We start from the raw sequence: 23,431 nt of genomic DNA, 5'->3' as shown, positions 1-23,431 counted from the left end.
CGACGGCCTGCTGAGGGTGCATTCACCACTGGACCTCCATCATGGCGGTGTTGAGTCCCGATCCGACGCCCATCAGAAGGACCCTCTCCCCGCGCGCGATCTTCTCCTGATGATGGGCGAGGGTCATGGGGACGGCCTCCGCGGCGACGTTGCCCCAGTCGGGGAAGGACACGGGGATGCGCTCCATGCCCACACCGGTGATCTTCGAGAAGTTGCGCGTGTAGACCATGGAGACCTGGTGCGGGATGAAGTGCTCGATGCTGGCGAAGTCGAGTCCGTCGTCGTTGGCGCCCTTCCACGTGTCCAGGATCAGCGAGATGCCGTTCTCGAGCAGGCCCGCGGAGTCGGTGCGCATGTCCTCCATGTCGCCGATGCACAGCTCGTTGTGCTCGGTGCCGGCACGCGCCTGGGTGACCTTGAGGCGATGCCCCTCGGGGTGCTCGTCGGCCGGACCCAGCACGGCCGCAGCGGCCCCGGAGCCCAGGGTGAGCGCGGCGAACTGGTTGTTGAAGTCGGCCCGGGTGGCGCTCTTGGAGTTCAGGCGCTCGACGGTCCCGCGCTGCACCTCCTCCACGTCCTCAGCGCCGACGACGAGCGCATACCTGATCTGCCCGGCGTCGATCATGCCGGCGGCGACCGTCATGGCGTTGACGAAGCCCAGGCACGCGTTGGTGATGTCGAAGTTCATGCAGCTGCGCGGCATGCCCAGCGAGTGATGGATCTGGGTGGAGACCGCAGGCTCGAGATGCTGGCGGCAGACCGAGGCGTTGATCAGCAGCCCCACCTGGTCGCGCATGATGCCCGCCTTGGCCATCGCGCGCTCGGCGGCGAGCACGACGCCCTGCTTCCAGCCGTTGGCCGTGTCCTTCCACCAGCGCCGCTCGTAGACGCCGGCGACGCGCTGCAGGACGCCCTTGGGCAGGCGCAGGCGCTTGCGGGCCGGCGTGAGCATCTCGTCGATCTCGTCGGAGGTGACGGTCACCTGCGGAAGGCTCATCTCCACCGCGAGCAGCGCCGCATTCCTGTGGACGATTGCCGTGTTGCCGTTCCCCATCTGCGTGCGCTACCTCGTTCGTCGTTCGTGGCGGGACCCATGGCGCCGGTCGACGGCGGCCGGCTGCTGGCGGCGGGCCCGCTGGCGGGCTCGCGTCGGACATTGTTCCACCGGGCCCTGGGGGCGGGATGGACGGGTGGCGGAACACACCCTCGGGGGGTGTCCCATGCCACGCCGGAGGATCCTCAGGGGTCCCCGGCGGGGCTCCCCGGGGAGGGCGGAGCGTCCTCCGGATCGAGGTGATGGCCAAGATGGTGGCGCGCGAACAGCAGGCACTGGCGCAGGATCCGCTCGCGAGCGGCGTCGCCGCCGGCCCCCCGGGTGCTGACCTCCAGCAGCACCGATCCGCCCCATCCCCGGTTGGCCAGGCGCCTGAGCACCTCCGCGCACGGCTGGTTCCCCTCGCCCGGCGGCAGGTGCTCGTCCTTGGTGGTGCGTCCCGAGCCGTCGGCCAGATGCAGATGGGTGAGCCTCTCCCCCAGCCTGTCGACCATCGCCAGCGGATCATCGCCCGCGGTCGCGGCATGCGAGAGGTCCACGGTGACGTGGGCGTAGTCCTCGTCGGTCGGATCGTGGTCGGGCAGATAGACCATGACCTCGCGCAGGCCCGCCCGCCACGGGTACATGTTCTCCACTGCGATCGCGACCCCGTAGCGCGCCTCGAGCTCGGCGACGCCGCCGACGAACTCCTTGGCGTAGGAGCCCTGCCAGCGGAAGGGCGGATGGGCGACGACGGTGGGCACCTCGAGCTCGACGGCCATCTGGACGGTGCGCTCGATCTTCACCCAGGCGTCCCGGCCCCACAGCCCCTGAAGGAAGAACAGCGTCGGCGCATGCAGCGACATGATCGGCTGCTCGTACCTCTCGGCATACCGACGGAGCACAGCGGGATCCTGGCTGTCCTTGGGGTAGGACACCATCACCTCGACGCCGTCGTACCCGATCCGCCGGGACAGCCGGAAGCACTCCTCCACGCCCGCCGGGAAGACCGAGGACGTGGACAGCCCGACGGGGATGTGACGCACCGGATGCTGCTCGCTGCGCCGGTCGCCCTCCGCGAGGCGCCGCGAGAGGCTCTCCCGACCCGAGCGGTGGGCGGTGTTGGGCCGGGTGACCGGCTTGCTTCGGCTCATCTCCGCTCCTTCCGCCCCGGCACCGGGGCCTCTGACAGTATGCCGCAGGGACCCCGCCGCAGACCCCACCGACAGAGGGCGGGATCATCGCCGCCGGTAGCCTGTCGGTCGTCCTCCACCCGCCTCGTCACCCCACGGAGCACCGCGCGCATGGCCAAGCTGCACTTCAAGTACGGAGCGATGAACTCCGGGAAGTCCGACACCCTCATCAAGACGGCCTACAACTACGACGAGCGGGGGCTGGCCACGATCACGGTCAAGCCGGCCCTGGACACCAAGGGCGAGGACTGGGTGGTCGCCCGAGGCGGCGCCCGCCGGCGGGTCGATGTGCTCGCCGGGTCCGGGGAGGATCTGCGGTCGCGCATCCTGGCGGCGGCCGACGAGCTGGACAGGCGTCCCCTGCACTGCGTGCTCGTCGACGAGGCCCAGTTCCTCGAGCCTGACCAGATCGACGACCTCTTCCGCATCGCCAAGCTCGAGGGCACCTCGGTGATCTGCTACGGGCTGCGCACGGACTTCCGCACCCGCACGTTCCCGGGCGCGCAGCGCCTGCTCGAGCTCGCCGACAACGTCGAGAAGCTGCCGACGATGTGCCGCTGCGGATCGCAGGCCGAGTTCAACTGCCGGATCGTCGACGGCCGCCATGTGTTCGAGGGCGACCAGGTCGCGATCGACGGCACCGAGGTGACCTACGAGTCCCTCTGCGGCAACTGCTTCCTCGAGGAGCAGGCCGCGGCGGGCACGACCGTGCTGGGTCGCGCTCCTCGCGCCTGAGCGCCCGTCCCGCCCGGCCTCCTCAGGAGCTCAGAGGCTTCTCGTCCCCGACCTCGGCATCGCCTCCCGAGGTCGCAGCGCTCTGCGCGCCCTCCGAGGTCTCCGATCCGCCGGCCGCGTCCTCCTCGTCGAGCAGTCCCAGCAGCTCCTCGTCGTCGGCGCCTGTCGCAAGCCGGTCCTTCGCCGCGCTCGCCGCCTCGGCGACAGCGCTCCGCGCTCCCGTGGCGGCATCGTGCGCCGCGCGGCCCGCCGCGTCCCTCGCGGCCGCCGCTCGGCGCTGCACCTCGGGGTCCTGGGCGACCTGCCGTGCCGTGCGCTCGAGGGAGTCGTAGGGGCCGCGACCGAGCCGGGAGCCGATCACCACGCCCACTGCCAGTCCTGCCAGGAAGACGATCTTCTTCATCTGTGCCTCCGGAGTTCGAGGGGAGGAGAGCATGGTGTCACAGATCACGACGTGTATGCATGTCCGAGCAGCGCGGGCGGAGGCCGCAGCGGGACCGCGGTCCGCCCTCGCCGTCCCCTCGGAGGATCTACGATCGCAGGCAGGGGCGACGAGGCCCCAGGGACCCGCCGTTCCGAGCCGCCGACCGATCGCCGCCACCCGCGGCGACGAAGGAGGAGATCGCACCGATGCCGCACCCCGAGAACCCTGCGCGCCTGACCACGCATCTGACCATCGAGGACGTCGCCGAGCAGGTGCGCACGTGGAGTGCCGCGGCCGCCACCCGGCCCGTCCCCTCCTCCTCCCAGCTGCTGACCGACCTGCTACGCGACCCCCATGGCCTGGACTTCGCCCTGGCGTTCGTCGACCGGGTGATCCGTCCCGAGGATCCGCACGCCGCCGCAGCGGAGCTGCGCCGCCTCGCGCAGGATCCGCCCGGCTTCCTTCCCCCCGCGCTGCGGCGCGTGATGGCGCTGGGCGGCACCGCATCCGCACTGGCGCCGCAGATGGTCGTCCCCGCCGCCCGAAGGGCTATGCGGACGATGGTCTCCCACCTCATCCTCGATGCACGGCCGGGGCCGCTCACCTCGGCCATCGCGCGACTGACCGCCGACGGGACGCGGCTTAACCTGAATCTCCTGGGCGAGGCGGTGCTCGGTGCGCAGGAGGCCTCGCGCCGACTGCGCGGCGTCCGCGAGCTCACGGCCCGCGACGACGTCGACTACGTGTCCATCAAGGTCTCCTCCGTCGTCGACCACCTGCCGCTGTGGGCGGCGGCGGAGACCGTTGACCACATCGTCGAGACCCTGCTCCCCCTGTACCTCGACGCGTCGCGCGGCCCGCGACCGACCTTCATCAACATGGACATGGAGGAGTACCGCGACCTCGAGCTCACGCTGGAGGTCTTCGAGCGCCTCCTGGACCGTCCCGAGCTGGCCGGGTATCGCGCCGGCGTGGTCCTGCAGGCCTATCTGCCCGATGCCCCGCGCGCCCTCGAGCGTCTGCGCGCCTTCGCCGAGCGTCGCGTCGCCGACGGCGGAGCCCCCATAAAGGTGCGGCTGGTCAAGGGCGCGAACCTGCCGATGGAGCAGGTGGAGGCCTCGCTCCACGGCTGGCGCCAGGCGCCGCTGGAGACGAAGGAGGAGACCGACGCCCAGTACAAGCGCCTGCTCATGCAGGCCCTCGACGCCGATGCCCTGGAGTCCGTGCATCTGGGCGTCGCCGGGCACAACCTCTTCGACATCGCCTTCGCCCATCTGCTCATGCGCGAGCGCGGCATCCGGCCCGGCCCCGGCAGCGGCGTCGAGTTCGAGATGCTGGCCGGGATGGCGCCCGGCCACCGGGCCGTGGTCCGGGAGGCGACCGGCAGCATGCGCCTGTACGTGCCCGTGGTCGCCCCCGCCCACTTCGACGTCGCCGTCTCCTATCTCGTGCGGCGGCTCGAGGAGAGCGCCTCGCCGCAGAACTTCATGTCCGCGCTGTTCGAGCTCGAGGACCGCCCCGACCTGTTCGACCGGGAGACCGACCGCTTCGCCCGCGCCCTGGATCGTGCGCTCACCGAGCGCTCAGTGCCCACGCACCGCGACCAGGATCGCACCGCGGAGAGGCGCGAGGGCCTGCCTGAGCTCGGCTCCTCCGTCCTGCCCGCCGTCCCCGGCCGGTTCCGCAGCACCCCCGACACCGACCTCTCCGTCCCGGCGAACCAGCAGTGGGCCGCCGGCATCACCCACCGGCTGCGCACCTCGCGCATCGGCATCGACGAGGCCGACGCCGCGCACCTCAGCACCGGGGAGGAGGTCGACGCGACCATCACCGCGGCGCTCGCCGCGCAGGGCAACTGGGAGGCGCTCGGCGCCGAGAGGCGCGGGGCGGTGCTCCGCCGCGCCGCCCGCACCCTCGCCGCCCATCGCGCCGACCTGCTCGAGGTCATGGCGTCGGAGACCGGCAAGGCTCTCGAGCAGGGCGACCCCGAGGTGTCCGAGGCGATCGACTTCTGCCTGTACTACGCCGAGCAGGCGGAGGTCCTCGCACGGCGCACCGACGTCCGCTTCCGCGCGAGGAGGCTGACGGTCGTGGCACCGCCCTGGAACTTCCCCGTCGCGATACCCACCGGGGGGACGATGGCGGCGCTCGCCACAGGGAGCGCCGTGGTCCTGAAGCCCGCTCCGCAGGCCCGCCGCTGCGGTGCCCTGCTGGGTCGGCTTCTCCACGAGGCCGGCGTGCCCGAGGACGTGCTGCGGGTGGTGGACCTGCCCGAGGACGAGGTCGGCCGGTCGCTGATCACCGACGAACGGGTCGACCAGCTGATCCTCACCGGCGCCTTCGACACCGCCGCGATGTTCGCCTCCTGGCGGCCACGTCTGAGGATCCTCGCCGAGACCAGCGGCAAGAACGCCATCGTCGTGACGCCCTCGGCGGATCTCGACCTGGCGGCCCGGGACGTCGTGGCGAGCGCCTTCGGCCATGCGGGTCAGAAGTGCTCGGCGGCGAGCCTCGTGATCACGGTGGGCTCGGTATCCCGCTCCCGGCGCTTCAACGCGCAGCTCGCCGATGCCGTCCTCAGCCTGCACGTCGGCCATCCCACCGATCCCACGGCCCAGATGGGGCCGGTCATCGAGGAGCCCGGGGAGAAGCTGCAACGGGGACTGACGGAGCTCGGAGAGGGCGAGACCTGGCTGACGGCACCGCAGCCGCTGGACAGCACCGGGCGCCTGTTCTCCCCCGGCGTCCGGGAAGGGGTGCGAGAGGGCTCTGAGTTCCACCTCACGGAGCACTTCGGCCCGGTCCTGGGCATCATGCATGCCCGCACCCTCGAGGATGCGGTGCGCCTCCAGAACGGCACCGGCTTCGGCCTCACCGCGGGGCTGCACTCCCTGGATCCCGACGAGATCGCCTGGTGGAGCCAGAACGTCGAGGCGGGGAACCTCTACATCAACCGAGGGATCACGGGCGCAGTGGTCGAGCGCCAGCCCTTCGGCGGCTGGAAGCGGTCCTCCGTCGGCCAGACCGCGAAGGCGGGCGGCCCCAGCTACCTCCTGCACCTCATGGACGCGCAGGACCCGGAGCAGCTCGCGGGCTCCGACCAGGAGGCCTGGCTGGCCGCCGCCCGCCGCAGCGACCGGGAGACCATGGCCGCCGACCTCGCCCCGCGGGACGTCCAGGACATCCACGGCGAGATCGACGTCCTGCGCCATCTCCCGCTGCCTGTGCTGGTCCGCGCGGCCGACGACGCCCCGGCGACCCATCTCGTCCGCGTCCTCCACGCCGCGGCGACGGCGGCCGCGCCGATCGAGGTCTCCGTCGCGACACCCGAGCTGCGGGAGGCGGCCCTCGCCGCCGGCGTGGACACCGCCCGCATCCGGATGGAGGACGCGTCCTCCTTCGCCGCCTCCTTCGACAGCATCGAGCAGTGCAGGGTCCGTCTGATCGGAGCGGTCGACGACCGGCTCGCCGAGGCCCGCGCCCGACGCGCGGAGGTGGCCCTGTTCGCCGATCCGGTCGTCGCATCCGGGAGGGTGGAGCTGATGGCGTTCCTGCGCGAACAGGCGATCAGCGCCACCGATCACCGCTACGGGACCGCGCTGCCGCATCCTCTCGACGTCACCGGGGGCGCGGGCTTCGCGCACGGTCCCCGCTGACACCCCTAGGGTGGGCCGGTCCCGTCCCGATCTCTGCGAGGAGCCGAATGCCCGCCGCCGATGCCGCACCGTCCAGCGCTGGGGCCGCAGCGCCCTCCGCTCCCGCCGCCCGCGATCCCTTCCTCGACAATGCACGGGGGATCCTCATCGCACTGGTCGTCGTCGGCCATGCTCTCGAGTGCTTCGAGGGCGACAGGAGCCTGCTGGGCAGTGCGCTGCACACGTGGATCTACTCCTTCCACATGGCGGCGTTCGTGGCGATCTCCGGCTATCTCTCGCGCTCGTACCGCAACGAGCCGCGCCAGGTGCGGCGCCTGATCACGGCGATGGCGCTGCCCTACCTGATCTTCCAGCTGATCCACGAGGCGGCGAAGGTCCTGCTGCTGGGAGACGAGTTCGACCTGCAGCTCGTCGACACGGCCTGGACGCTCTGGTTCCTGCTGGCTCTGATGATGTGGCGCCTGATCTCCCCCGTGCTGCGGGTGCTGCGATATCCGATGATCTTCGCCCTGGCGGTCTCGGTGATCTCCCCGCTGGACCCCGGTCTGGACTCGACCTTCACCCTGGGTCGCTTCTTCCAGATGATGCCGTTCTTCGTGCTGGGTCTGATCGCGACCCCTCGCACCCTCGAGGTGATCAGGACCTGGCGCTGGCGCCTGCCCGTCGGCGCTCTCGTGCTCGCCATCGCGATGGCCACGGCCTTCACCACCTCGGAGCGCTTCTCCGTGGTGCGCTTCTATCTGCGCAGCAACTATGAGGACGGTCCCTACAGCACGCCCGTCAGCCTCGTCGTGCACCTGCTGGTGCTGGCGGCCGGCGTCATCGGAGCGGTCGCGCTGCTCCTGGTGACGCCGCTGGGCAGGGGGTTCCTGACCCCGCTGGGAGAACGATCTCTGACCGTCTACCTGCTGCATCCGCTGGTCCTGCTGCCGATCCGCTATCGGGAGGAGGCGTTCGGCTTCGCCGACCACTGGTGGGGCGCGCTCCTCATGGTGCTCATCGGCCTGGGCATCACGGCGGTGCTCTCCCGGAGCGTCGTCGCCCGGGCAGCGCGCTGGGTCACCGACCCGCCGATCGGGCATCTCCTGGTCCGCGACGACGAGCGCGGCAGGGCGTCGCAGGAGACGCCCCGCCCGGTCCGCTGATCAGGGGACCGGGCAGGGGATCGACCCCCGGATCGCTCCTCAGTCCGCGGTCGCGGTGCCGACGCGGGCGCCCTCGGGCACCTCGCCGCCCTCTTCGCCGAGGATCGCATCGCCGACGACCGTGACGTCGGCCCCGAAGGTCCAGTCGCCCTGCACATCGAGGCTCGACGCCTCCTTCAGGGAGGGCACGCCCTGCGGGAAGCGCAGCTCGAAGTCCCCGATCAGCTTGTAGGGGCCGGAGGCCAGGGACACCGCGGGGATCGATGCGGCCTTCTGCACGAGCGCGAAGCGCTCGTCGAGCTCGTAGAGGTCCGAGCGCACCAGCAGCAGGTCGCTGGTGGCCTTCACCGGGAGGAAGCGGTCGCGGCCGACGACGATGGCGGTGGCGCCGTCGAACACCTCGATCGCCGCCCCCATGGCGGCCTCGATCTGGAAGACCGGGGTGGATGACTTGTCGGAGGGATCGACGGTCTTCTCGTTGCGGATCAGCGGCAGACCCATGACGCCGTCGCGCTCCTTGAGGATCGCGTCGAGCTGCTCGAGATCCCACCACAGGTTGTTGGTGTGGAAGAACGGATGGCGGTGCTCGTCGGTGAAGAAGTCCATCTGCTCGGGCGGGGTCTGCGCGGTGTCGCGCAGGATGAGCCGGCCGTCGGACCTGCGGACCGCGAGATGGCCTCCCTTCCGATCGGCGATGGTGCGGCGGCACAGCTCCGCGGCATAGGGAGCCCCGGTGGACGCGAACCAGCCGGCGATCTCGGGGCTGGGGACGGTGCCGAGGTTGTCCGAGTTCGAGACGGAGGCATACCGGAAGCCGGCGTCGAGCAGCTGCTGGAGCAGGCCGGAGGTCTGCAGGGCGGTGTAGATGTCGCCGTGGCCGGGCGGGCACCATTCGAGGTCGGGGTCCGCTGGCCACTCGACGGGGGTCAGGTCGTCCTGGCGGAGCTTGGGCTCCTTGTTCTGCAGGAAGTCCAGCGGCAGGTCCCCGACGGGCAGGTCCTCGTACTTCGCGAGCAGCTCGAGGGTGTCCTCGCGGGTGCGGAACGAGTTCATGAACACGAGCGGCAGACGGGCGCCGGTGGCGGCGCGGGCGGCGCGGACCTGCTCGACGATGATGTCCAGGAAGGTGCGGCCGTCCCGCACGGGCAGCAGGGACTTCGCACGGTCCAGCCCCATCGAGGTCCCGAGGCCGCCGTTGAGATCGATGATGACCAGCTTGTCGAACGCCTCCTTCGCCTGCTCGGCGTCGACGTCGACGGCATCCAGGCGCGGCGGATCGAGGTACGGCTCGATGGTCTCCTCGGGGATGGATCCGGTGACCCCCTCCTCGAGCTGACCGTAGTAGTGGCTGAAGACGTCGACGGCAGTCTGCGCGACGCCCGCCTCGGCCATCTTCCTCTGGGCTGCTGAGAGTCCTTCGATGCTCATGGTCACAGCGTATCGACTCCCGGCCTCCCGTCCGCATCCGCGGTCACGGCGCCGAGCTCGAGGCGCGGCCAGTGCGCGAGGCGGCGCAGCACGGTGCGGTCGTGGGTGGCGACCACCACGGCCGACGGAGTGCGGTCGAGCGCATCCAGCAGGTCGTCGACTCCGCTGATGCCGAGGTGGTTGGTCGGCTCATCCAGGAGGAGCACATCGGGCCGGTCAGCGAAGAGGCGGGTCAGCGCCCGCCGCCTGCGCTCCCCCGGACTGCCGGCGCTCGGGTCCTCCTGGGCGTCCTCCTGGGCGAGGAGGGCGAGGCGAGCGCCCCCGAGCACCCGCACGCTCCCGGCGCTCGGTCGGAGGTCGCCCGCGAGCACCCGCAGCAGCGTGGTCTTGCCGGCGCCGTTGGGTCCGACGACCAGCAGCCGATCCCCGCCCTCGAGGCGCAGCGTGGTCCCGACGAGGCGGGGCGGGGCTGACGGGGCCCCGGATCCGTCCGCGCCGCCGCCGTCCACACGCACCCCGTCGGCGCGCAGGAGCGGCGTCCCGGGCCGGGTTGCGGAGTCCGGCAGCGGCAGCCGCGGAGGGGGCGGCGGCACGTCCAGGCGGTGCCCCTCGATGCGGGCGAGACGGTCGTTCAGCGCTCGGACGGTGCTCGGGGCACGGGACTGCCGCTGGTGCTTGCCGGTGCCCTTGTCCGGGCGCCAGCCGGTCGACAGCCGAGCGCGGGCCGCCTCGGCGCCCTCGTGGAGTCGCCGATGCTCCTCCTGCTGGGCGCGGTAGGCCTCCTCCCAGGCCCTGCGGGCGCGGCGCCGGACCTGCTCCCAGACGTCGAGTCCGCCGCCGACCAGCAGCGGGCGACCGTCCTCGGTGGGGTCGAGATCGAGCACGGAGGTGGCGACGTCCTCCAGCAGCGCCCGGTCGTGGGAGACCAGGGCCACCGCTCCGGGATGCTCGCGCAGCGCCCGCGTGAGGTGCGCGAGACCGCGCGCGTCGAGATGGTTGGTGGGCTCGTCGAGCAGCAGGATCTCGTCGCGGGCTGCGATCACGCCGGCCAGACGCACCCGGTACCGCTGCCCCACAGAGAGGGTGGCCAGCTCGCGGCCGCGGTCGGAGACGGCCCCGACCTCCTCGAGCGCGACCTCGAGCCGTCGCGGAGCGTCCCAGGCGTCCAGGGCGTTCACCCGCGCGAGTGCCGCGTCGTAGCGTCGGGCGCTCCCGGCACTGCCGTCGACGAGGGCGTCGGCGGCGGCGTCGTGCTCGCGCAGCGCCGCGAGGGGCCGTGCCAGCAGCTCATCGAGCAGGTCGCCGACGGTCCGCCGGTCGTGGTCGTCCCCGGTGGCGAGCTCCTGGCGCACCACGCCGGTGGAGCCGTGGCGCTCCACCGTCCCGGCGTCGGGCTCGAGCGTGCCGGCCAGCGCCTCGAGGAGGGTGGTCTTGCCGCGTCCGTTCTCTCCGACCACGGCGAGCACCGTGGCGGGGACGAGGGTGAGATCGATGCCGGTCAGGAGGATGCGTCCGCCGCGCGAGAGCTGCAGCCCGCGGGCGCGCAGATGGGAGGTGGTCCGCTGGGACATGGTTCGGGTGCCTTCCGGTGGTGGGTGTCACCGGGCACGGCGGAGCGCCTTCCGGTGGAGGTCCGGACGGCAGCGCGGGGTGGTGGAGGGGCGCCGCCGTCAGCGGCGGGCGCGGGGGCGCGCGACGGCGGAGGCGCCGAGGAAGCAGGTCGTCATGGGGCCCACGGTAGGTTCGCGGGGTGGCGATGTCACGCGATTTCTCCGAGCCCGTGCAGGGGCTTCCGGCGGCCGCTGGCGTGTGCTCGGCTCGGGGCCGACGGCCCGGTCCCCTTCCGCGAGCTGTTCGCGGGGCGCAACGAGCTGCTGGTCTACCATCACATGTGGTGGGACGGGGCCCCGCACCAGCGCCAGTGCGAGGGCTGCACCATGACCGCCTGGCATCTCCACGACGCCGCCTACCTGCGTGCCGCCGGGGTCTCCTTCGCGATCCTGACCACCGGTCCGTGGGAGGAGGTGGAGCCGTTCGTGGCCTTCATGAGCTGCACCGAGCCCTGGTTCTCGGTCCGAGACGCCCCGGCGCCGATCGGCGGTGAGATGGGTTACCTGCAGACCTGCCTGCGGGCGGGCGAGCGCGTGTTCCTCACCTATGCGATCACCGGGCGCGGCACGGAGATCTCCGATCCGACCCTCGCCCTGCTGGACCTCACCGCCTGCGGACGCCGGGAGGCCTGGCAGGACATGCCCGAGGGGCGCTCGGCGGGTCACGACCCCTGCTGGTTCTGGCGCGCCGACGTCGACGGGAGGCCGGCCTGGGGGCCGACGAGCCGCCCGGCGGCGCAGTGGACCCGCCCCCGCGCGACCGCCCGGACCACCCTCGGGCGCCGCGGCGAGCATCCCTGATACCGGTGCGGGGCATCCTGCGGCTGCCTTCCGGTGCCGCACCCGCTGGGCCGGGCGCACCGCGCCGCGCCGCGCCTCCCCTAGAATCGGATCCCATGAGCACAGTCCTGTCCGCGGTCGCCTGGCCGTACGCCAATGGTCCCCGCCACATCGGTCATGTCGCCGGCTTCGGCGTCCCCTCCGACGTCTTCTCGCGCTACATGCGCATGGCCGGACACGACGTGCTCATGGTCTCCGGCACGGACGAGCACGGCACCCCGATCCTGGTGGAGGCCGACAAGGAGGGTGTGACCGCCCGCGAGCTCGCCGACCGCAACAACCGCGTCATCGTCGAGGACCTGGTCGCCCTGGGCCTCTCCTACGACCTGTTCACGCGCACCACCACCCGCAACCACTACCAGGTGGTGCAGGACATGTTCGTCGCGGTGCGAGACAACGGCTACATGATCGAGCAGACCACCTCGGGCGCGATCTCCCCGTCGACCGGCCGCACCCTCCCGGACCGCTACATCGAGGGCACGTGCCCTATCTGCGGCACGCCGGGCGCCCGCGGCGACCAGTGCGACGCCTGCGGCAACCAGCTCGATCCCACGGACCTCATCGATCCGGTCTCCCGCATCAACGGCGAGACCCCGGAGTTCATCGAGACCACGCACTGGTTCCTGGACCTGCCGGCGCTGGCCGCGGAGCTCTCCCGCTGGCTCGACGAGCGCGAGGCGACCGGCCTGTGGCGACCCAACGTGATCCGCTTCAGCCAGAACATCCTCAAGGACATCAAGCCCCGCGCCATGACGCGCGACATCGACTGGGGCATCCCGGTGCCGGGCTGGGAGGACCAGCCGACGAAGCGGCTGTACGTGTGGTTCGACGCCGTCATCGGCTACCTCTCCGCCTCCATCGAATGGGCGCGCCGCAGCGGGGATCCCGAGGCGTGGCGACGGTGGTGGAACGATCCCGAGTCCCTGACCTACTACTTCATGGGCAAGGACAACATCGTCTTCCACACCCAGATCTGGCCCGCCGAGATGCTCGCGCAGAACGGCGAGGGCGACAAGGGCGGCGAGCCCGGGGCGTTCGGCGACTTGAACCTCCCCACCGAGGTCGTCTCCAGCGAGTTCCTGACGATGGAGGGCAAGAAGTTCTCCTCCTCGAAGGGCATCGTCATCTACGTGCGCGACGTGCTCTCCCGCTACCAGCCGGATGCCCTGCGCTACTTCATCTGCGCCGCGGGACCCGAGAACCAGGATGCGGACTTCACCTGGGCGGAGTTCGTCTCGCGCACGAACAACGAGCTGGTCGCCGGGTGGGGCAACCTGGTCAACCGCACCGCCGCGATGATCGCCAAGAACGTCGGGGAGATCCCGGCCGCCGGAGAGCTCCAGGATGTCGATCGCGCGCTGCTCGCGCAGATCGAGGGCGGCTTCGACTCCGTCGGGAAGCTCATCGAGGCGCACCGTCAGCGGGCGGCGATCGCCGAGGCGATGCGACTGGTCGGCGAGGCCAACCGCTACGTCTCCGACACGGAGCCGTTCAAGCTCAAGTCCGAGGAGCAGCGCCCCCGCCTGCTCACGATCCTGCACGTGCTCGCGCAGGCCGTGACCGATCTGAACACCCTGCTCGCGCCGTTCCTGCCGTTCTCGGCCAACGCGGTGGAGAGGGCGCTCGGCGGTGACGCGGAGATCGCTCCCCTGCCGCAGTTGCGGGAAGTCGACGACCTCGACGGGGGTCCCGGCTACCCGATCATCACCGGCGACTACACGGCGGTCCCGGCATGGGCGCACCGGGACGTCGGCGTCGGCCAGAAAGTCGACAAGCCATCCCCGATCTTCACCAAGCTCGATCCGAAGATCGTCGACGAGGAGCTGGAGCGCCTCGCTCCCGGCGACTGATCTCTCCGGCACGACCCGGATCTGGCCACTGACCCCCTCCTTGTTTTCACTTCTCATGAGAAGTGCGAACAAGGAGGGGTGTCATTGTCGGATGCGATCTCGACATCGGAGGCGGCTCCTCTCGCGGTGCCGGCGCTGACGCGGCGTCCGGGCACATGGAGCGTCGTCGACGACGGTCTGCTCTCGCGTCGCGCCCGCGCGGCCGCGACGGGCACCTATGCCGCGGCGCTCCCCGCGCGCATCGCCGACCTGGAGCTGTCCCTGCCGGCGGACCTCGCCGCCGACGTCGCCGACGGCGAAGCCGCCCTGCTGGCACTGGATCGGGATGCCGCAGCGAGGCTGTCCACATCCCCTGCGGCGTCTGCGCCTGCTGCTCTCGGTCCGATGTCGGCGATCCGCCTGCGCACCGAGTCAGCGTCCTCCTCGCAGATCGAGGACCTCACCGTCGGAGCCCGGCAGCTCGCCCTCGCCGAGCTGCAGGAGTCCACGAGCACGAACGCCCGTCTGGTCGTCGCGAACGTGCGCGCCATGGAGGCGGCGCTCGACCTCGCAGGGCGCCTGGATCTGGGCGCGGTCCTGAACATGCACAGGGCGCTGCTCGCGACGGACGTCGTGCATGGCGACGGTGCGGGCTCGCTGCGGAGCGAGCTGGTGCGGATCGGGCGCAGCGGGGCCTCTCCCGTCGGCGCCGCCTACGTGGCGCCCGAAGCCTCCGACGTCCCTGCGGCCATGGCGGACCTGATGACCTTCGTCTCGCGGGAGGACCTGCCCCTTCTGCTCCATGCGGCGATCGCCCATGCGCAGTTCGAGACGATCCATCCCTTCACGGACGGCAACGGGCGCACCGGCAGGGCGCTGGTGCACGCCATGCTCCATGGCAAGGGTCTGCTGCGCACGTTCACGCCGCCCATCTCGGCGGGGCTGCTGCGCGAGATCGACGCGTACACGGCCTCCCTCACCGCCTTCCGCGAGGGAGATGCCCGACCGGTGGTCGAGCAGTTCGCTCGCGCCGCGCGCTATGCCGCGGTCACGGGCGCCCAGCTCGTCGACCGCCTCTCGGATCAGCTCGAGGCCTCACGGGAGCAGCTCGGGAGCCTGCGCCCGCAGGCGAGCGGGCGACGGCTGCTGCCCCTGCTGATCGGGCAACCGGTCGTGGACACGGCCTACGTCGCCGATGCGCTCGGATGCGCACCGTCCCTCGGCGCTGCGGGCGATAGGCCAGCTGGCGGGCGCCGGCGTCCTCGTGGAGCGCACAGGCGCCCGCCGCAACCGCGTGTGGCAGCATCCGGGGATCCTCGCGGTGCTCGACGACTATGCCGCCGCGATCCGACGTCCCTGAGTCTCGAGCGGCGCCCCGGCCCGGCCGATCAGTGGCCGACGACCGCCGCAGCGCCCTCCGCCTCGCCCTCGTCCTCGGGCTGGCGCACGAACCAGGCGAGGACCACCGGGACCAGCGAGATGCAGGCGGCGACCAGGAAGGCTGCCCGCGCGCCGGGAGCCCCGGCGGCAGGGGACGCCAGCCCCTCGGCCTCCCCTGCGTGCAGCACGGAGGAGTACAGCCCGATCAGCACGGCCACACCGGCGGCCCCGGCGACCTGCTGCAGGGTGTTCAGCGCCGCCGAGCCGTGCGAGTACAGAGCCGGTCGCAGGGACCCGAGCGAGGCGGAGAACAGCGGGGTGAAGGACATCGCCAGGCCGACGGACATGACGGTCTGCACACCCATCAGCAGCGGCCACGCCGTGTCCTGGGAGACGGTCGAGTAGAACAGCAGCGCGGCGGCGATCATGATCGTCCCGGGCACGAGCAGGATGCGCGGACCGCGGGCGTCGTAGACCCGCCCCATGAAGGGCCCGAGGACACCCATCAGGATCGAGCCGGGCATGAGGATGATGCCCGACATCGTCGCCTCGAGGCCGACCACGTCCTGCAGGTACAGCGGCAGCAGCGTGAGGGTGCCGAACATGGCCATGGCCAGCACCGCCATGATCACGACGCCGACGGCGAAGGTGCGGGAGGAGAAGACGCGCAGATCCAGCAGGGCGTCGTCGCGGCGCTGCAGGGACCTCTGGCGCAGTGCGAACAGCACCAGGATGACCAGACCGGCGGCGATCGCGACGGCACCGGTGGTCTGCGGCGAGGTCCCCGGGATCAGCGCGGCCGCCCCCTCGGACTCGGAGGAGCCGAACAGGCTGAGCCCGTAGACCGCGCCGCCGAAGCCGAACGCGGACAGGATGATCGAGAGCACGTCGACGGGGGCGTCGGTGGTCTCCCCGAGGTTGGTCATCCACTTCGCACCCAGCAGGAGCGAGATCACGGCGATCGGCAGCACGATGCCGAACAGCCAGCGCCAGCCCAGGGAGTCGAGCACGAGCCCCGCCATGGTGGGACCGATGGCGGGGGCGAGGGAGATCACGAGGCCGACGCGCCCCATCATGCGCCCGCGGGAGCGGGCGGGGACGACGGTCATGATGGTGGTCATCAGCAGCGGCATCATCACGCCGGTGCCGCCGGCCTGCACGACGCGCCCGATCAGCAGCACCACGAAGCCCGGGGCGAGCAGGCAGGTCGTGGTGCCCGCGGTGAAGCAGGCGGAGGCGGCGAGGAACACCTGGCGGGTGGTGAAGCGCTGGAGCAGGAAGCCGGTGGTGGGGATGACCACGGCCATGGTCAGCATGAAGGCGCTGGTGAGCCACTGCCCGAGCTCCGGCGGGATCCCGAGGTCCACGTTCAGGTGCGGGATCGCGATGCCCATCGTGGTCTCGTTGAGGATCGCGACGAACGCGGCGACCAGCAGCAGCCAGATCACCCGCATCGCGCTCGGGTCGATCTCGGGTGCCGGCGCGGCCGGACGGGTCGTCGGGAGGTCGGTGGTGGTCATGGGTCTCCTGCGGGGACAGCGGGGAAGGGCGGACCGGATCGGCCGATCGGTCAACGACGCCGTCCAGGACCTTATTCCCTCCCCTGCCGACGGGGCGAGCGGATTATCCGTTCCGCCCGTCGGCCCCCTCCAGGCCCCCGAGGTCGGCGACCCGCAGGAGCACCGCGAACTCGCTCCCGGCGGCCCTCCCGCCGTCTGCGAGCGCCTCGGGGATGAACTCCCCCGGCACCGGATGGCCGGTCACGTGCTCGAGGTAGGCGGCATGCGATTCGAGGGAGGCGACGGCGGCCTCCACGTGGGCGCGCTCGACGACCTTCGCATGGGTGGGCTCGGCGGCACCGGCGATCAGCAGCCCGCGGGTGTGCCAGGGCTCGAGCCCCTCCTGCTCGAGGAGCTCGCGGAAGACCCACGGGTTGTCGGCATCGCGGGCGGCGTCGACCGCGGCGAGCCCGGCGGCGCGATGATCGGCCTGGTTGTACGTCCCGTAGGCCTCGAGGTCGAAGCTGGCCGTCAGCAGGAGGTCCGGCCGCACCTGGCGGATCACCCGGGAGATGTCGCGGCGCAGCGCGAGCCCGTGCTCGAGCATCCCGTCGGGATGGTCGAGCACGCGCAGGTCGCGCACACCGACGCAGCGGCAGGCGGCCTCCTGCTCCCGCGCCCTCAGCGGGGCGACGACCTCCGGCGGCTCGGCCATGCCCGCCTCACCGCGGGTGATCAGCAGGTAGGTGACCTCGACGCCAGCCGCTGTCCAGGCGGCGACGGCGGCCGAGGTCCCGTACTCCATGTCGTCGGGATGCGCGACGACGCACAGCACCCTCTCGACGGCCGCGTCGGGCAGCGGCGGAAGCGGCAGGGGCGGCGATGCGGGCTGGGTCTCGTCCATGCGCCTCAGCCTAGGCCCGCGCCGCCGTGCGCTCCAGGATCGCGGCGACCGCCGCCCGCCCGGCCCGGTTGGCCCCGATGGTGGAGGCGCTGGGCCCGTATCCGAGCAGGTGGATCCGGGGGTCCGCGGCGACGGCGGTGCCGTCCATGCGGATGCCTCCCTCGGGCCCGTGCAGCCGCAGCGCCCGCAGATGCCTCAGCTCGTGACGGAAGCCGGTCGCCCAGACGATCGCGTCCAGCGGGGTGCGGGATCCGTCGGCCTCGACCACGCCGTCGGCCTCGACGCGGTCGAACAGGGGCCGACGGGCGAGGATCCCCCGCCGCTCGGCCTCGCGCAGCGCCGGCGTCCAGGACAGCCCCGTCGCGGAGACGACGCTGCGCACCGGGAGCCCCTGGGCGACCCTCTCCGCGACGCCCGCGACCGCCTCCCGCCCCGCCTCCGGGGTGAAGGGGCGATCCTGGATCTCGACCTCACGGCGGGTGTACCAGAAGGTCTCGGCGACGTCGGCGAGCTCCATCAGGAACCCCAGGGCGCTGATCCCGCCGCCCACGATCCCCACGCGCATCCCGGCGAGATCCTCGGCGGCGACGTAGTCGACGGTGCGCAGCTGGATCCCGCGGAAGTCGCGGATCCCCGGGATCGCGGGCACGAAGGGTCGCGACCAGGTCCCGGTGGCGCTGATCAGGAAGCGGGTGCGGATCGGTGCGCGCTCGGCACCGTCCGCGTCGACGGAGCGCACCCGCAGCGGGCCGTCCTTCCGTCCGGGAGCCTCGTCCCGCACCTCGAGGACGCACACGGGCCGCTCCACCTCGAGCCCTTCGCGCCGCTCGAACTCTGCGAAGTGCTCGGGCAGCGCGCGGTTCGCAGGGTCGTCCCCGGTCGCGCTGATCGGCGGCATGCCGGGCAGCTCGGCGATGCCCTTCACGGTCGCCATGGTCAGGCTGTCCCAGCGGTGCCGCCAGGCGCCGCCCGGACCGTCCTCGGCGTCGAGCACCGCGAAGGATCCGACACCGCGGCGGCGCAGATGATGCGCTGCCGACAGTCCGGCCTGTCCTGAACCCACGAGGAGCACGTCGAGGTCGCGCGGCATCTCCATGCCCATCACAACCCGCCGCGCAGCGGTGCTGTTCCGGACGGAGGCTCAGACCACAGCGGGAGCGCTCTCCGGGTCCGCCGTGCTCTCGGCGACGGGCGAGAGGGCGGCGACGGCGGCGATACCGCACTCGAGATCTCGCCACAGGTCCTCGAGGTCCTCGAGGCCGACGCTGAGGCGCACGGTGCCCGGGACCACGCCGCAGGCCGCGCGCTGCTCCTCGGTGAGATGGGAATGGGTGGTCGACCCCGGATGGCAGACCAGCGATCGCACGTCGCCGATGTTCACCGCGATGGTCCACAGGGACAGGGCGTCGCAGAAGGCCGCGGCGGCGGCCTCGCCGCCCTCGAGGTCGATGGAGAACACGCCCGCGGTGCCGCGCGGGAAGTCCCGCGCGACGAGGTGGTGGTCCGGTCGGCCAGGACGGTCGGGGTGGTTCACACGCAGCACCCCGGGAGCCTCGGCGAGGCGGGCGGCGAGCGCGGAGGCGCGGGAGCTGATCGCGGCCATGCGCAGCTCGAGGGTCTCGATGCCGACGAGCACCTGCTGGGCGCTCGCGGCGGGGAGGGTGGCGCCGAAGTCGGTCATGTACTTGGCGCGGGCATAGGCCAGCAGGCCAGAGCCGCCGCGCTCGTACTCATCGGCGAAGGTGACGTGGAAGCGCCTGTTGGGGCCGGTGATGCGGCTCCAGCGCTCGGGACATCGGCGCGGATCGAAGCGACCGGTGTCCACGATCAGCCCGGCGATGGTGGTGCCGTGGCCGGCGAGGTACTTGGTGGCCGAGTGCACGACGACGTCGGCGCCGTGCTCGCCCGGTCGGTACAGCGCGGGGCTCGCGAGGGTGGAGTCGACGACCACGACGGCGCCCGCCTCATGGGCGATCGCACTGATCGCATCGAGGTCGACCAGCTCCGCGCCCGGGTTGGCGATCGACTCGAGCAGGAGGACGCGGGTATCGGGACGGATGGCCTCGCGCCAGGCATCGAGGTCCCAGGGATCCACGACGGTGGTGGTCACCGAGAGGTCCGCGAGGGTGTCGTCGAGGAACTCGGTGGTCCCCCCGTACAGACGCTCGGAGGCGACCACGTGGGTGCCGGGCTCCAGCAGGGCGCACAGGGCGATCGTGACGGCCGCCTGGCCGCTCGCGACAGCGATGGCGCCGATGCCCCCTTCGAGAGCCGTGATGCGCTCCTCGAGCACGGCCGTAGTGGGGTTGCCCGAGCGGGAGTACGCGTAGCCCTCCGCCTTCCGGGCGAACAGCGCCTTCAGGGAGGCATGATCCGGATGCGCGTAGGCGCTGGTGGCGTAGATGGGCGGTGCGACAGCCCCGTGGTCCCCGCACGCGGCATCCCAGCCCGCATGGATCGCAGCAGTGCTCACGTCGTCCTCCCGTGCCCGTGTTCTTCTTCCGCCCCAGCTTGCGACGCGGGGCGCCCACGGCGCGAGATGTGTGACGTCCTGTGACGCGACGCAGGTCAGACGGGTGGCAGGGGTGCGCCGTCCTCGGCCCACAGGCCCGAGCTGCCTCGGCGGTGGGACCCCAGCAGATGGGTGTCGACGATCCCGATCGCCTCCATGAGCGCGAACATCGTCGTCGGCCCGACGAAGCGGAAGCCCCGCGCCTTCAGCGCCTTCGCGAGCGCGACCGACTCCGGGCTCGTCGTCGGAACCTCGGTGGCCGTGCGCGGCCTCGGAGTGCGCTCCGGCCGATGGGCCCAGACCAGATCGGCCAGGGTCGAGCCTTCGCCCGCGTGCCCGCGCAGCGCGAGGGCCGCACGGGCGTTGGAGACAGTCGCCTCGATCTTCCCCCGATGGCGGATGATCCCCTCGTCGCCGAGCAGCCGCCCCACGTCCGCCTCGTCGAAGGCGGCCACGGCCTCGACGTCGAACCCGGCGAAGGCGCGACGGAAGCCCTCCCGACGGCGCAGGATCGTCGCCCAGCTCAGCCCCGACTGGAACCCCTCGAGCGCGAGGCGCTCGAACACGCCGCGCTCATCGCGCACCGGCATGCCCCATTCGGTGTCGTAATAGATCCGCAGATCCTCGTGCCGCGATGCCCAGACCGGCCGCGCGAGCCCGTCCGGGCCGACCACGAGATCCGTCGGCACCGGGTCCTCGAGCGCCACGGCCTCAGTCGTCGATCTGGCCGATGGGCTCTCGCTTCTCGGCCTGGAACTGGTCCTCGATCCGGCCCAGCGCCCAGTAGGCGGAGATGGAGATCGCCTCGCGCGGCACGCCCGCCTCGGCCACGAGCACGCGGCGCAGCTGCTTGGTCAGCCCGCGCTCGGCATGGCAGAAGACGCCCAGGGACGCGGGCGAGGACAGGTCCAGGGCGCGCACCTCCTCGACCAGCTGCTCGCGCTCTCCGATCACGTACCGCAGCTCCACGCCCTCGGGCCGCTCGAGCTCCAGGACGTCCTCGTCGTGGTCGAGGTGGACGAGGGCGAGGCCGACAGCTGACGGGTCCTCGGCGGCGAGCCGCTCGAGCGAGGCGGCGATCGCCGGCAGCGCGGAGTGGTCTCCGATCAGCAGATGGCGCGCCGAGTCCGCCGACGGGGTGTAGCCGCCGCCCGCCCCCATGAGGGCGATGAGATCGCCGGGCTGGGCCTCGTCGGCCCAGCGGGAGGCGACGCCCGCTCCGACGCCGTCCGCATCGCCGTGCAGGACGACGTCGATCTCGATGGCCGAGGCGGCGTCATCCCAGCGGCGCACCGTGTAGGTGCGCCGCACCGGCAGCGATTCGGGGGCGCTCTCGCGCAGGGCGTCGAGGTCGTAGGGCGGACGCAGGCCGCTGGCGGGATCGGCGATCAGCAGCTTGACATAGGAGTCCGCGTGCTCGTTGCGGTTCAGCGCCGCGAAGCCCTCCTGTCCGCCCAGGCGGATGCGCAGCAGGCTCGGGGAGACGCGGGTCTTGGCGAGGACCTCCAGCACGGCCTGAGGACGGTTCGGCCGACGACGGGCAGGAGTCTCGGGGGTCCGGGGGGTCTGGGTCGCAGAGTCCATCCCTCCACATTACGCGCTCGAGCCGTTTCGAAAAGCCATGACCGGCTCGTGAGAGCGCCGGTGCGCGACCGTCGCGTCTAGGCTCGGACCATGCGCACGGGACTGGACGCGGTCGTCGTCGGGAGCGGGCCCAACGGCCTGGTCGCCGCGGCGACGCTGGCCCGCGCGGGGCTCGAGACCGTCGTGCTCGAGGCGGAGGGCACCATCGGCGGGGGCTCGCGCACCCTCGATCTGGGGCTCGCGAGCGGAGTCGTGCACGACATCTGCTCCGCCGTGCATCCGCTCGCCCTCGCGAGCCCGGCCCTGACCTCCCTGGACCTCGGCCTGGACCTGCGGGTCCCCGAGGCGTCGTACGCGCAGCCCCTGGACGGCGATCGTGCGGCGATCGCCTGGCACGATCTCGAGCGCACCGCCGAGGAGCTCGGCCGCGATGCCGCCGCCTGGAGGCGCCTCCTCGGTCCGCTCGCCGCCCGTCGGGACGCCGTCGTCGACATCGCGCTGTCGGACAAGCGCTCGCTGCCGGCCTCCGCGCGGACCCCAGGGGGCCTCGTCGCCGGGGGGCGGTTCGGCACCGCGCTGGCCGCTCTGGGCACTCCGGCCTGGGACCTGCCGCTGGCCACGGAGCGCGCGCGGGCCCTGCTGACCGGGGTGGCCGCCCATGCGATCGGCCCTCTGCCCTCGCTCGGGACCGCGGCGACCTCCCTCCTGCTGGCTCCGCTCGCGCATGCGGGCGGCTGGCCGATACCTGTCGGCGGCTCGCAGGCGATCGTCGACGCCCTCGCCGCCGAGCTCCGCGCCCGCGGCGGGAGGATCCTCACCGGTCGCCGGGTCCGCTCCTGGCGGGATGTCCCCCCGGCGCGGCTGGTCCTCCTGGACGTCCCGGCCCGCGCCGCCGCCGACATCCTCGGCGCCCGGCTCCCCCGCCGGCGCGAGCGGGCGCTGCGACGCTTCCCGCCGGGCGGAGGGGCCGCGAAGGTCGACTTCGTGCTCTCCGAGCCCGTGCCGTGGCGCGATCCGGACGTCGGCCGCGCCGGGACCCAGCACCTGGGCGGCACGCGCGCGCAGATGGCCGCGGCGGAGGCCGCGGTCGCCGCGGGGCGCATGCCCGACCGTCCCGTCGTGCTGGTCTCGGACCCCTCGGTCGCCGATCCCTCCCGCATCGCCGGAGGGCTGCGCCCCCTGTGGAGCTACGCGCACGTGCCGCGCGACCATCCCGGTGACCCGGTCGAGGCGGTCACCGCGCAGATCGAGCGCTTCGCCCCCGGCTTCCGGGACACGGTGGTCGCCGCACGGGGCGTGAGCGCCCGCGACCTGTCCGAGCACAATCCGTCCCTGGTGGGGGGCGACATCGCGCTCGGACGGGTCAGCCTGGCCCGCATGATCGCCCGGCCGACGGCGGCCCCCGACCCGTACCTCCTGTTCGAGGACGCCGACACCCGCTGGTCCCTGTGCTCGGCGGCGACCCCGCCGGGCCCCGGCGTGCACGGCATGAGCGGACTGCACGCCGCTCGACGGGCCCTGCGGGCGCTCGGGCATGACATGTCACAGTGGTCCCCGGGGCCGTTGCCCTGAGACCGCGGGCCGCGGACAATGTCGTCCCGTGACTTCCTCCGAGCCGACCGGCATCCCGTCCGCCCCACCCTCGGCCGTCGACGAGCA

General features: G+C 72.3%; 18 protein-coding genes and 1 pseudogene. 8 read left to right on the top strand and 11 right to left on the bottom strand.

Annotated features, from left to right (window positions below; genetic code table 11):
• Positions 1-22 precede the first annotated feature (22 nt).
• The gene (locus ACZ5AJ_RS05755) at positions 23-1,054 is read right to left on the bottom strand and encodes a 3-oxoacyl-ACP synthase III (protein WP_464137895.1); all 1,032 of its coding nucleotides are present in this window, start codon (positions 1,052-1,054) and stop codon (positions 23-25) included.
• Between the two features lie 185 nt (positions 1,055-1,239).
• Positions 1,240-2,187: a sugar phosphate isomerase/epimerase family protein gene (locus tag ACZ5AJ_RS05750; protein WP_464137894.1), complete on the bottom strand. Its 948-nt coding sequence runs from the start codon at positions 2,185-2,187 to the stop codon at positions 1,240-1,242.
• A 150-nt stretch (positions 2,188-2,337) separates the two neighbouring features.
• Here ACZ5AJ_RS05750 and ACZ5AJ_RS05745 point away from each other — a divergent pair, with 150 nt between their 5' ends.
• Positions 2,338-2,961 (top strand): thymidine kinase, encoded by a 624-nt coding sequence (locus ACZ5AJ_RS05745; RefSeq protein ID WP_464137892.1) that lies wholly within the window; start codon positions 2,338-2,340, stop codon positions 2,959-2,961.
• Between the two features lie 22 nt (positions 2,962-2,983).
• On the opposite strand, the gene ACZ5AJ_RS05740 is transcribed toward ACZ5AJ_RS05745, so the two are convergent.
• Entirely contained in the window at positions 2,984-3,364 is a 381-nt protein-coding gene (locus tag ACZ5AJ_RS05740; RefSeq protein ID WP_464137891.1) for a hypothetical protein, read from the bottom strand.
• A gap of 227 nt (positions 3,365-3,591) precedes the next feature.
• On the opposite strand from ACZ5AJ_RS05740, the gene ACZ5AJ_RS05735 reads away from it, so the two are divergent.
• Complete coding sequence (locus tag ACZ5AJ_RS05735; RefSeq protein ID WP_464137889.1) at positions 3,592-7,041, top strand: bifunctional proline dehydrogenase/L-glutamate gamma-semialdehyde dehydrogenase; 3,450 nt, start codon at positions 3,592-3,594, stop codon at positions 7,039-7,041.
• A 47-nt stretch (positions 7,042-7,088) separates the two neighbouring features.
• Positions 7,089-8,186, top strand: coding sequence for an acyltransferase family protein (locus ACZ5AJ_RS05730; RefSeq protein WP_464137887.1), 1,098 nt, complete (start codon positions 7,089-7,091; stop codon positions 8,184-8,186).
• Positions 8,187-8,225: 39 nt separating this feature from the next.
• Here ACZ5AJ_RS05730 and ACZ5AJ_RS05725 read toward each other — a convergent pair whose 3' ends face one another.
• Both ACZ5AJ_RS05725 and ACZ5AJ_RS05720 read right to left on the bottom strand, forming a co-directional pair.
• Complete coding sequence (locus ACZ5AJ_RS05725) at positions 8,226-9,614, bottom strand: UTP--glucose-1-phosphate uridylyltransferase (protein ID WP_464137886.1); 1,389 nt, start codon at positions 9,612-9,614, stop codon at positions 8,226-8,228.
• 2 nt (positions 9,615-9,616) lie between these two features.
• A complete protein-coding gene (locus tag ACZ5AJ_RS05720) occupies positions 9,617-11,185 on the bottom strand; it encodes an ATP-binding cassette domain-containing protein (protein WP_464137884.1) in 1,569 nt (522 codons plus the stop codon).
• Here ACZ5AJ_RS05720 and ACZ5AJ_RS05715 point away from each other — a divergent pair.
• The 4 genes and pseudogenes from ACZ5AJ_RS05715 to ACZ5AJ_RS05700 all read left to right on the top strand — a co-directional run bounded on the left by ACZ5AJ_RS05715 (position 11,162) and on the right by ACZ5AJ_RS05700 (position 15,253).
• On the top strand, positions 11,162-12,025 hold the full coding sequence (locus ACZ5AJ_RS05715; RefSeq protein ID WP_464137881.1) for a DUF899 family protein: 864 nt from the start codon (positions 11,162-11,164) through the stop codon (positions 12,023-12,025). The two genes, ACZ5AJ_RS05720 and ACZ5AJ_RS05715, sit on opposite strands and share 24 nt — an antisense overlap.
• 95 nt (positions 12,026-12,120) lie before the next feature.
• On the top strand, positions 12,121-13,914 hold the full coding sequence (metG, locus tag ACZ5AJ_RS05710) for a methionine--tRNA ligase (RefSeq protein WP_464137879.1): 1,794 nt from the start codon (positions 12,121-12,123) through the stop codon (positions 13,912-13,914).
• Positions 13,915-14,298: 384 nt separating this feature from the next.
• A pseudogene (locus ACZ5AJ_RS05705) lies at positions 14,299-14,727 on the top strand (Fic family protein); the annotation flags it as partial.
• 361 nt (positions 14,728-15,088) lie between these two features.
• Complete coding sequence (locus ACZ5AJ_RS05700; RefSeq protein ID WP_464138795.1) at positions 15,089-15,253, top strand: hypothetical protein; 165 nt, start codon at positions 15,089-15,091, stop codon at positions 15,251-15,253.
• 28 nt (positions 15,254-15,281) lie between these two features.
• Here ACZ5AJ_RS05700 and ACZ5AJ_RS05695 read toward each other — a convergent pair whose 3' ends face one another.
• The 6 genes from ACZ5AJ_RS05695 to ACZ5AJ_RS05670 form a co-directional block, all read right to left on the bottom strand.
• Entirely contained in the window at positions 15,282-16,793 is a 1,512-nt protein-coding gene (locus ACZ5AJ_RS05695) for an MDR family MFS transporter (RefSeq protein WP_464137876.1), read from the bottom strand.
• A gap of 103 nt (positions 16,794-16,896) precedes the next feature.
• Positions 16,897-17,676, bottom strand: a complete 780-nt coding sequence (locus ACZ5AJ_RS05690) for a PIG-L deacetylase family protein (protein ID WP_464137874.1) — start codon at positions 17,674-17,676, stop codon at positions 16,897-16,899.
• Positions 17,677-17,686: 10 nt separating this feature from the next.
• Positions 17,687-18,772, bottom strand: coding sequence for an FAD-dependent oxidoreductase (locus ACZ5AJ_RS05685; protein ID WP_464137871.1), 1,086 nt, complete (start codon positions 18,770-18,772; stop codon positions 17,687-17,689).
• Between the two features lie 45 nt (positions 18,773-18,817).
• Positions 18,818-20,149, bottom strand: coding sequence for an O-acetylhomoserine aminocarboxypropyltransferase/cysteine synthase family protein (locus ACZ5AJ_RS05680; RefSeq protein WP_464137869.1), 1,332 nt, complete (start codon positions 20,147-20,149; stop codon positions 18,818-18,820).
• Positions 20,150-20,244: 95 nt separating this feature from the next.
• Positions 20,245-20,895, bottom strand: a complete 651-nt coding sequence (locus ACZ5AJ_RS05675; RefSeq protein WP_464137867.1) for a DNA-3-methyladenine glycosylase I — start codon at positions 20,893-20,895, stop codon at positions 20,245-20,247.
• A gap of 4 nt (positions 20,896-20,899) precedes the next feature.
• Positions 20,900-21,772 carry a siderophore-interacting protein gene (locus ACZ5AJ_RS05670; RefSeq protein WP_464137866.1) on the bottom strand — a complete coding sequence of 291 codons (873 nt, stop codon included), beginning with the start codon at positions 21,770-21,772 and terminating at the stop codon, positions 20,900-20,902.
• A gap of 90 nt (positions 21,773-21,862) precedes the next feature.
• Between ACZ5AJ_RS05670 and ACZ5AJ_RS05665 the strand changes: the two genes are divergently transcribed.
• Complete coding sequence (locus tag ACZ5AJ_RS05665) at positions 21,863-23,344, top strand: phytoene desaturase family protein (RefSeq protein ID WP_464137864.1); 1,482 nt, start codon at positions 21,863-21,865, stop codon at positions 23,342-23,344.
• Positions 23,345-23,431 lie beyond the last annotated feature (87 nt).

The organism is Brachybacterium zhongshanense (assembly GCF_055385755.1).
This window is presented reverse-complemented; position numbering and strand designations above follow the sequence as displayed.

Excerpts from the sequence above, each read along its gene's own strand:
- ACZ5AJ_RS05685 (WP_464137871.1), bottom strand. The coding sequence starts at position 18,772 with ATGGAGATGCCGCGCGACCTCGACGTGCTCCTCGTGGGTTCAGGACAG.
- ACZ5AJ_RS05720 (WP_464137884.1), bottom strand. The coding sequence starts at position 11,185 with ATGTCCCAGCGGACCACCTCCCATCTGCGCGCCCGCGGGCTGCAGCTC.
- ACZ5AJ_RS05750 (WP_464137894.1), bottom strand. The coding sequence starts at position 2,187 with ATGAGCCGAAGCAAGCCGGTCACCCGGCCCAACACCGCCCACCGCTCG.
- ACZ5AJ_RS05665 (WP_464137864.1), top strand. The coding sequence starts at position 21,863 with ATGCGCACGGGACTGGACGCGGTCGTCGTCGGGAGCGGGCCCAACGGC.
- ACZ5AJ_RS05745 (WP_464137892.1), top strand. The coding sequence starts at position 2,338 with ATGGCCAAGCTGCACTTCAAGTACGGAGCGATGAACTCCGGGAAGTCC.
- ACZ5AJ_RS05695 (WP_464137876.1), bottom strand. The coding sequence starts at position 16,793 with ATGACCACCACCGACCTCCCGACGACCCGTCCGGCCGCGCCGGCACCC.
- ACZ5AJ_RS05755 (WP_464137895.1), bottom strand. The coding sequence starts at position 1,054 with ATGGGGAACGGCAACACGGCAATCGTCCACAGGAATGCGGCGCTGCTC.
- ACZ5AJ_RS05715 (WP_464137881.1), top strand. The coding sequence starts at position 11,162 with ATGGGAGGTGGTCCGCTGGGACATGGTTCGGGTGCCTTCCGGTGGTGG.
- ACZ5AJ_RS05700 (WP_464138795.1), top strand. The coding sequence starts at position 15,089 with ATGCGCTCGGATGCGCACCGTCCCTCGGCGCTGCGGGCGATAGGCCAG.
- ACZ5AJ_RS05730 (WP_464137887.1), top strand. The coding sequence starts at position 7,089 with ATGCCCGCCGCCGATGCCGCACCGTCCAGCGCTGGGGCCGCAGCGCCC.
- ACZ5AJ_RS05735 (WP_464137889.1), top strand. The coding sequence starts at position 3,592 with ATGCCGCACCCCGAGAACCCTGCGCGCCTGACCACGCATCTGACCATC.
- ACZ5AJ_RS05725 (WP_464137886.1), bottom strand. The coding sequence starts at position 9,614 with ATGAGCATCGAAGGACTCTCAGCAGCCCAGAGGAAGATGGCCGAGGCG.
- ACZ5AJ_RS05670 (WP_464137866.1), bottom strand. The coding sequence starts at position 21,772 with ATGGACTCTGCGACCCAGACCCCCCGGACCCCCGAGACTCCTGCCCGT.
- ACZ5AJ_RS05740 (WP_464137891.1), bottom strand. The coding sequence starts at position 3,364 with ATGAAGAAGATCGTCTTCCTGGCAGGACTGGCAGTGGGCGTGGTGATC.
- metG (WP_464137879.1), top strand. The coding sequence starts at position 12,121 with ATGAGCACAGTCCTGTCCGCGGTCGCCTGGCCGTACGCCAATGGTCCC.
- ACZ5AJ_RS05690 (WP_464137874.1), bottom strand. The coding sequence starts at position 17,676 with ATGGACGAGACCCAGCCCGCATCGCCGCCCCTGCCGCTTCCGCCGCTG.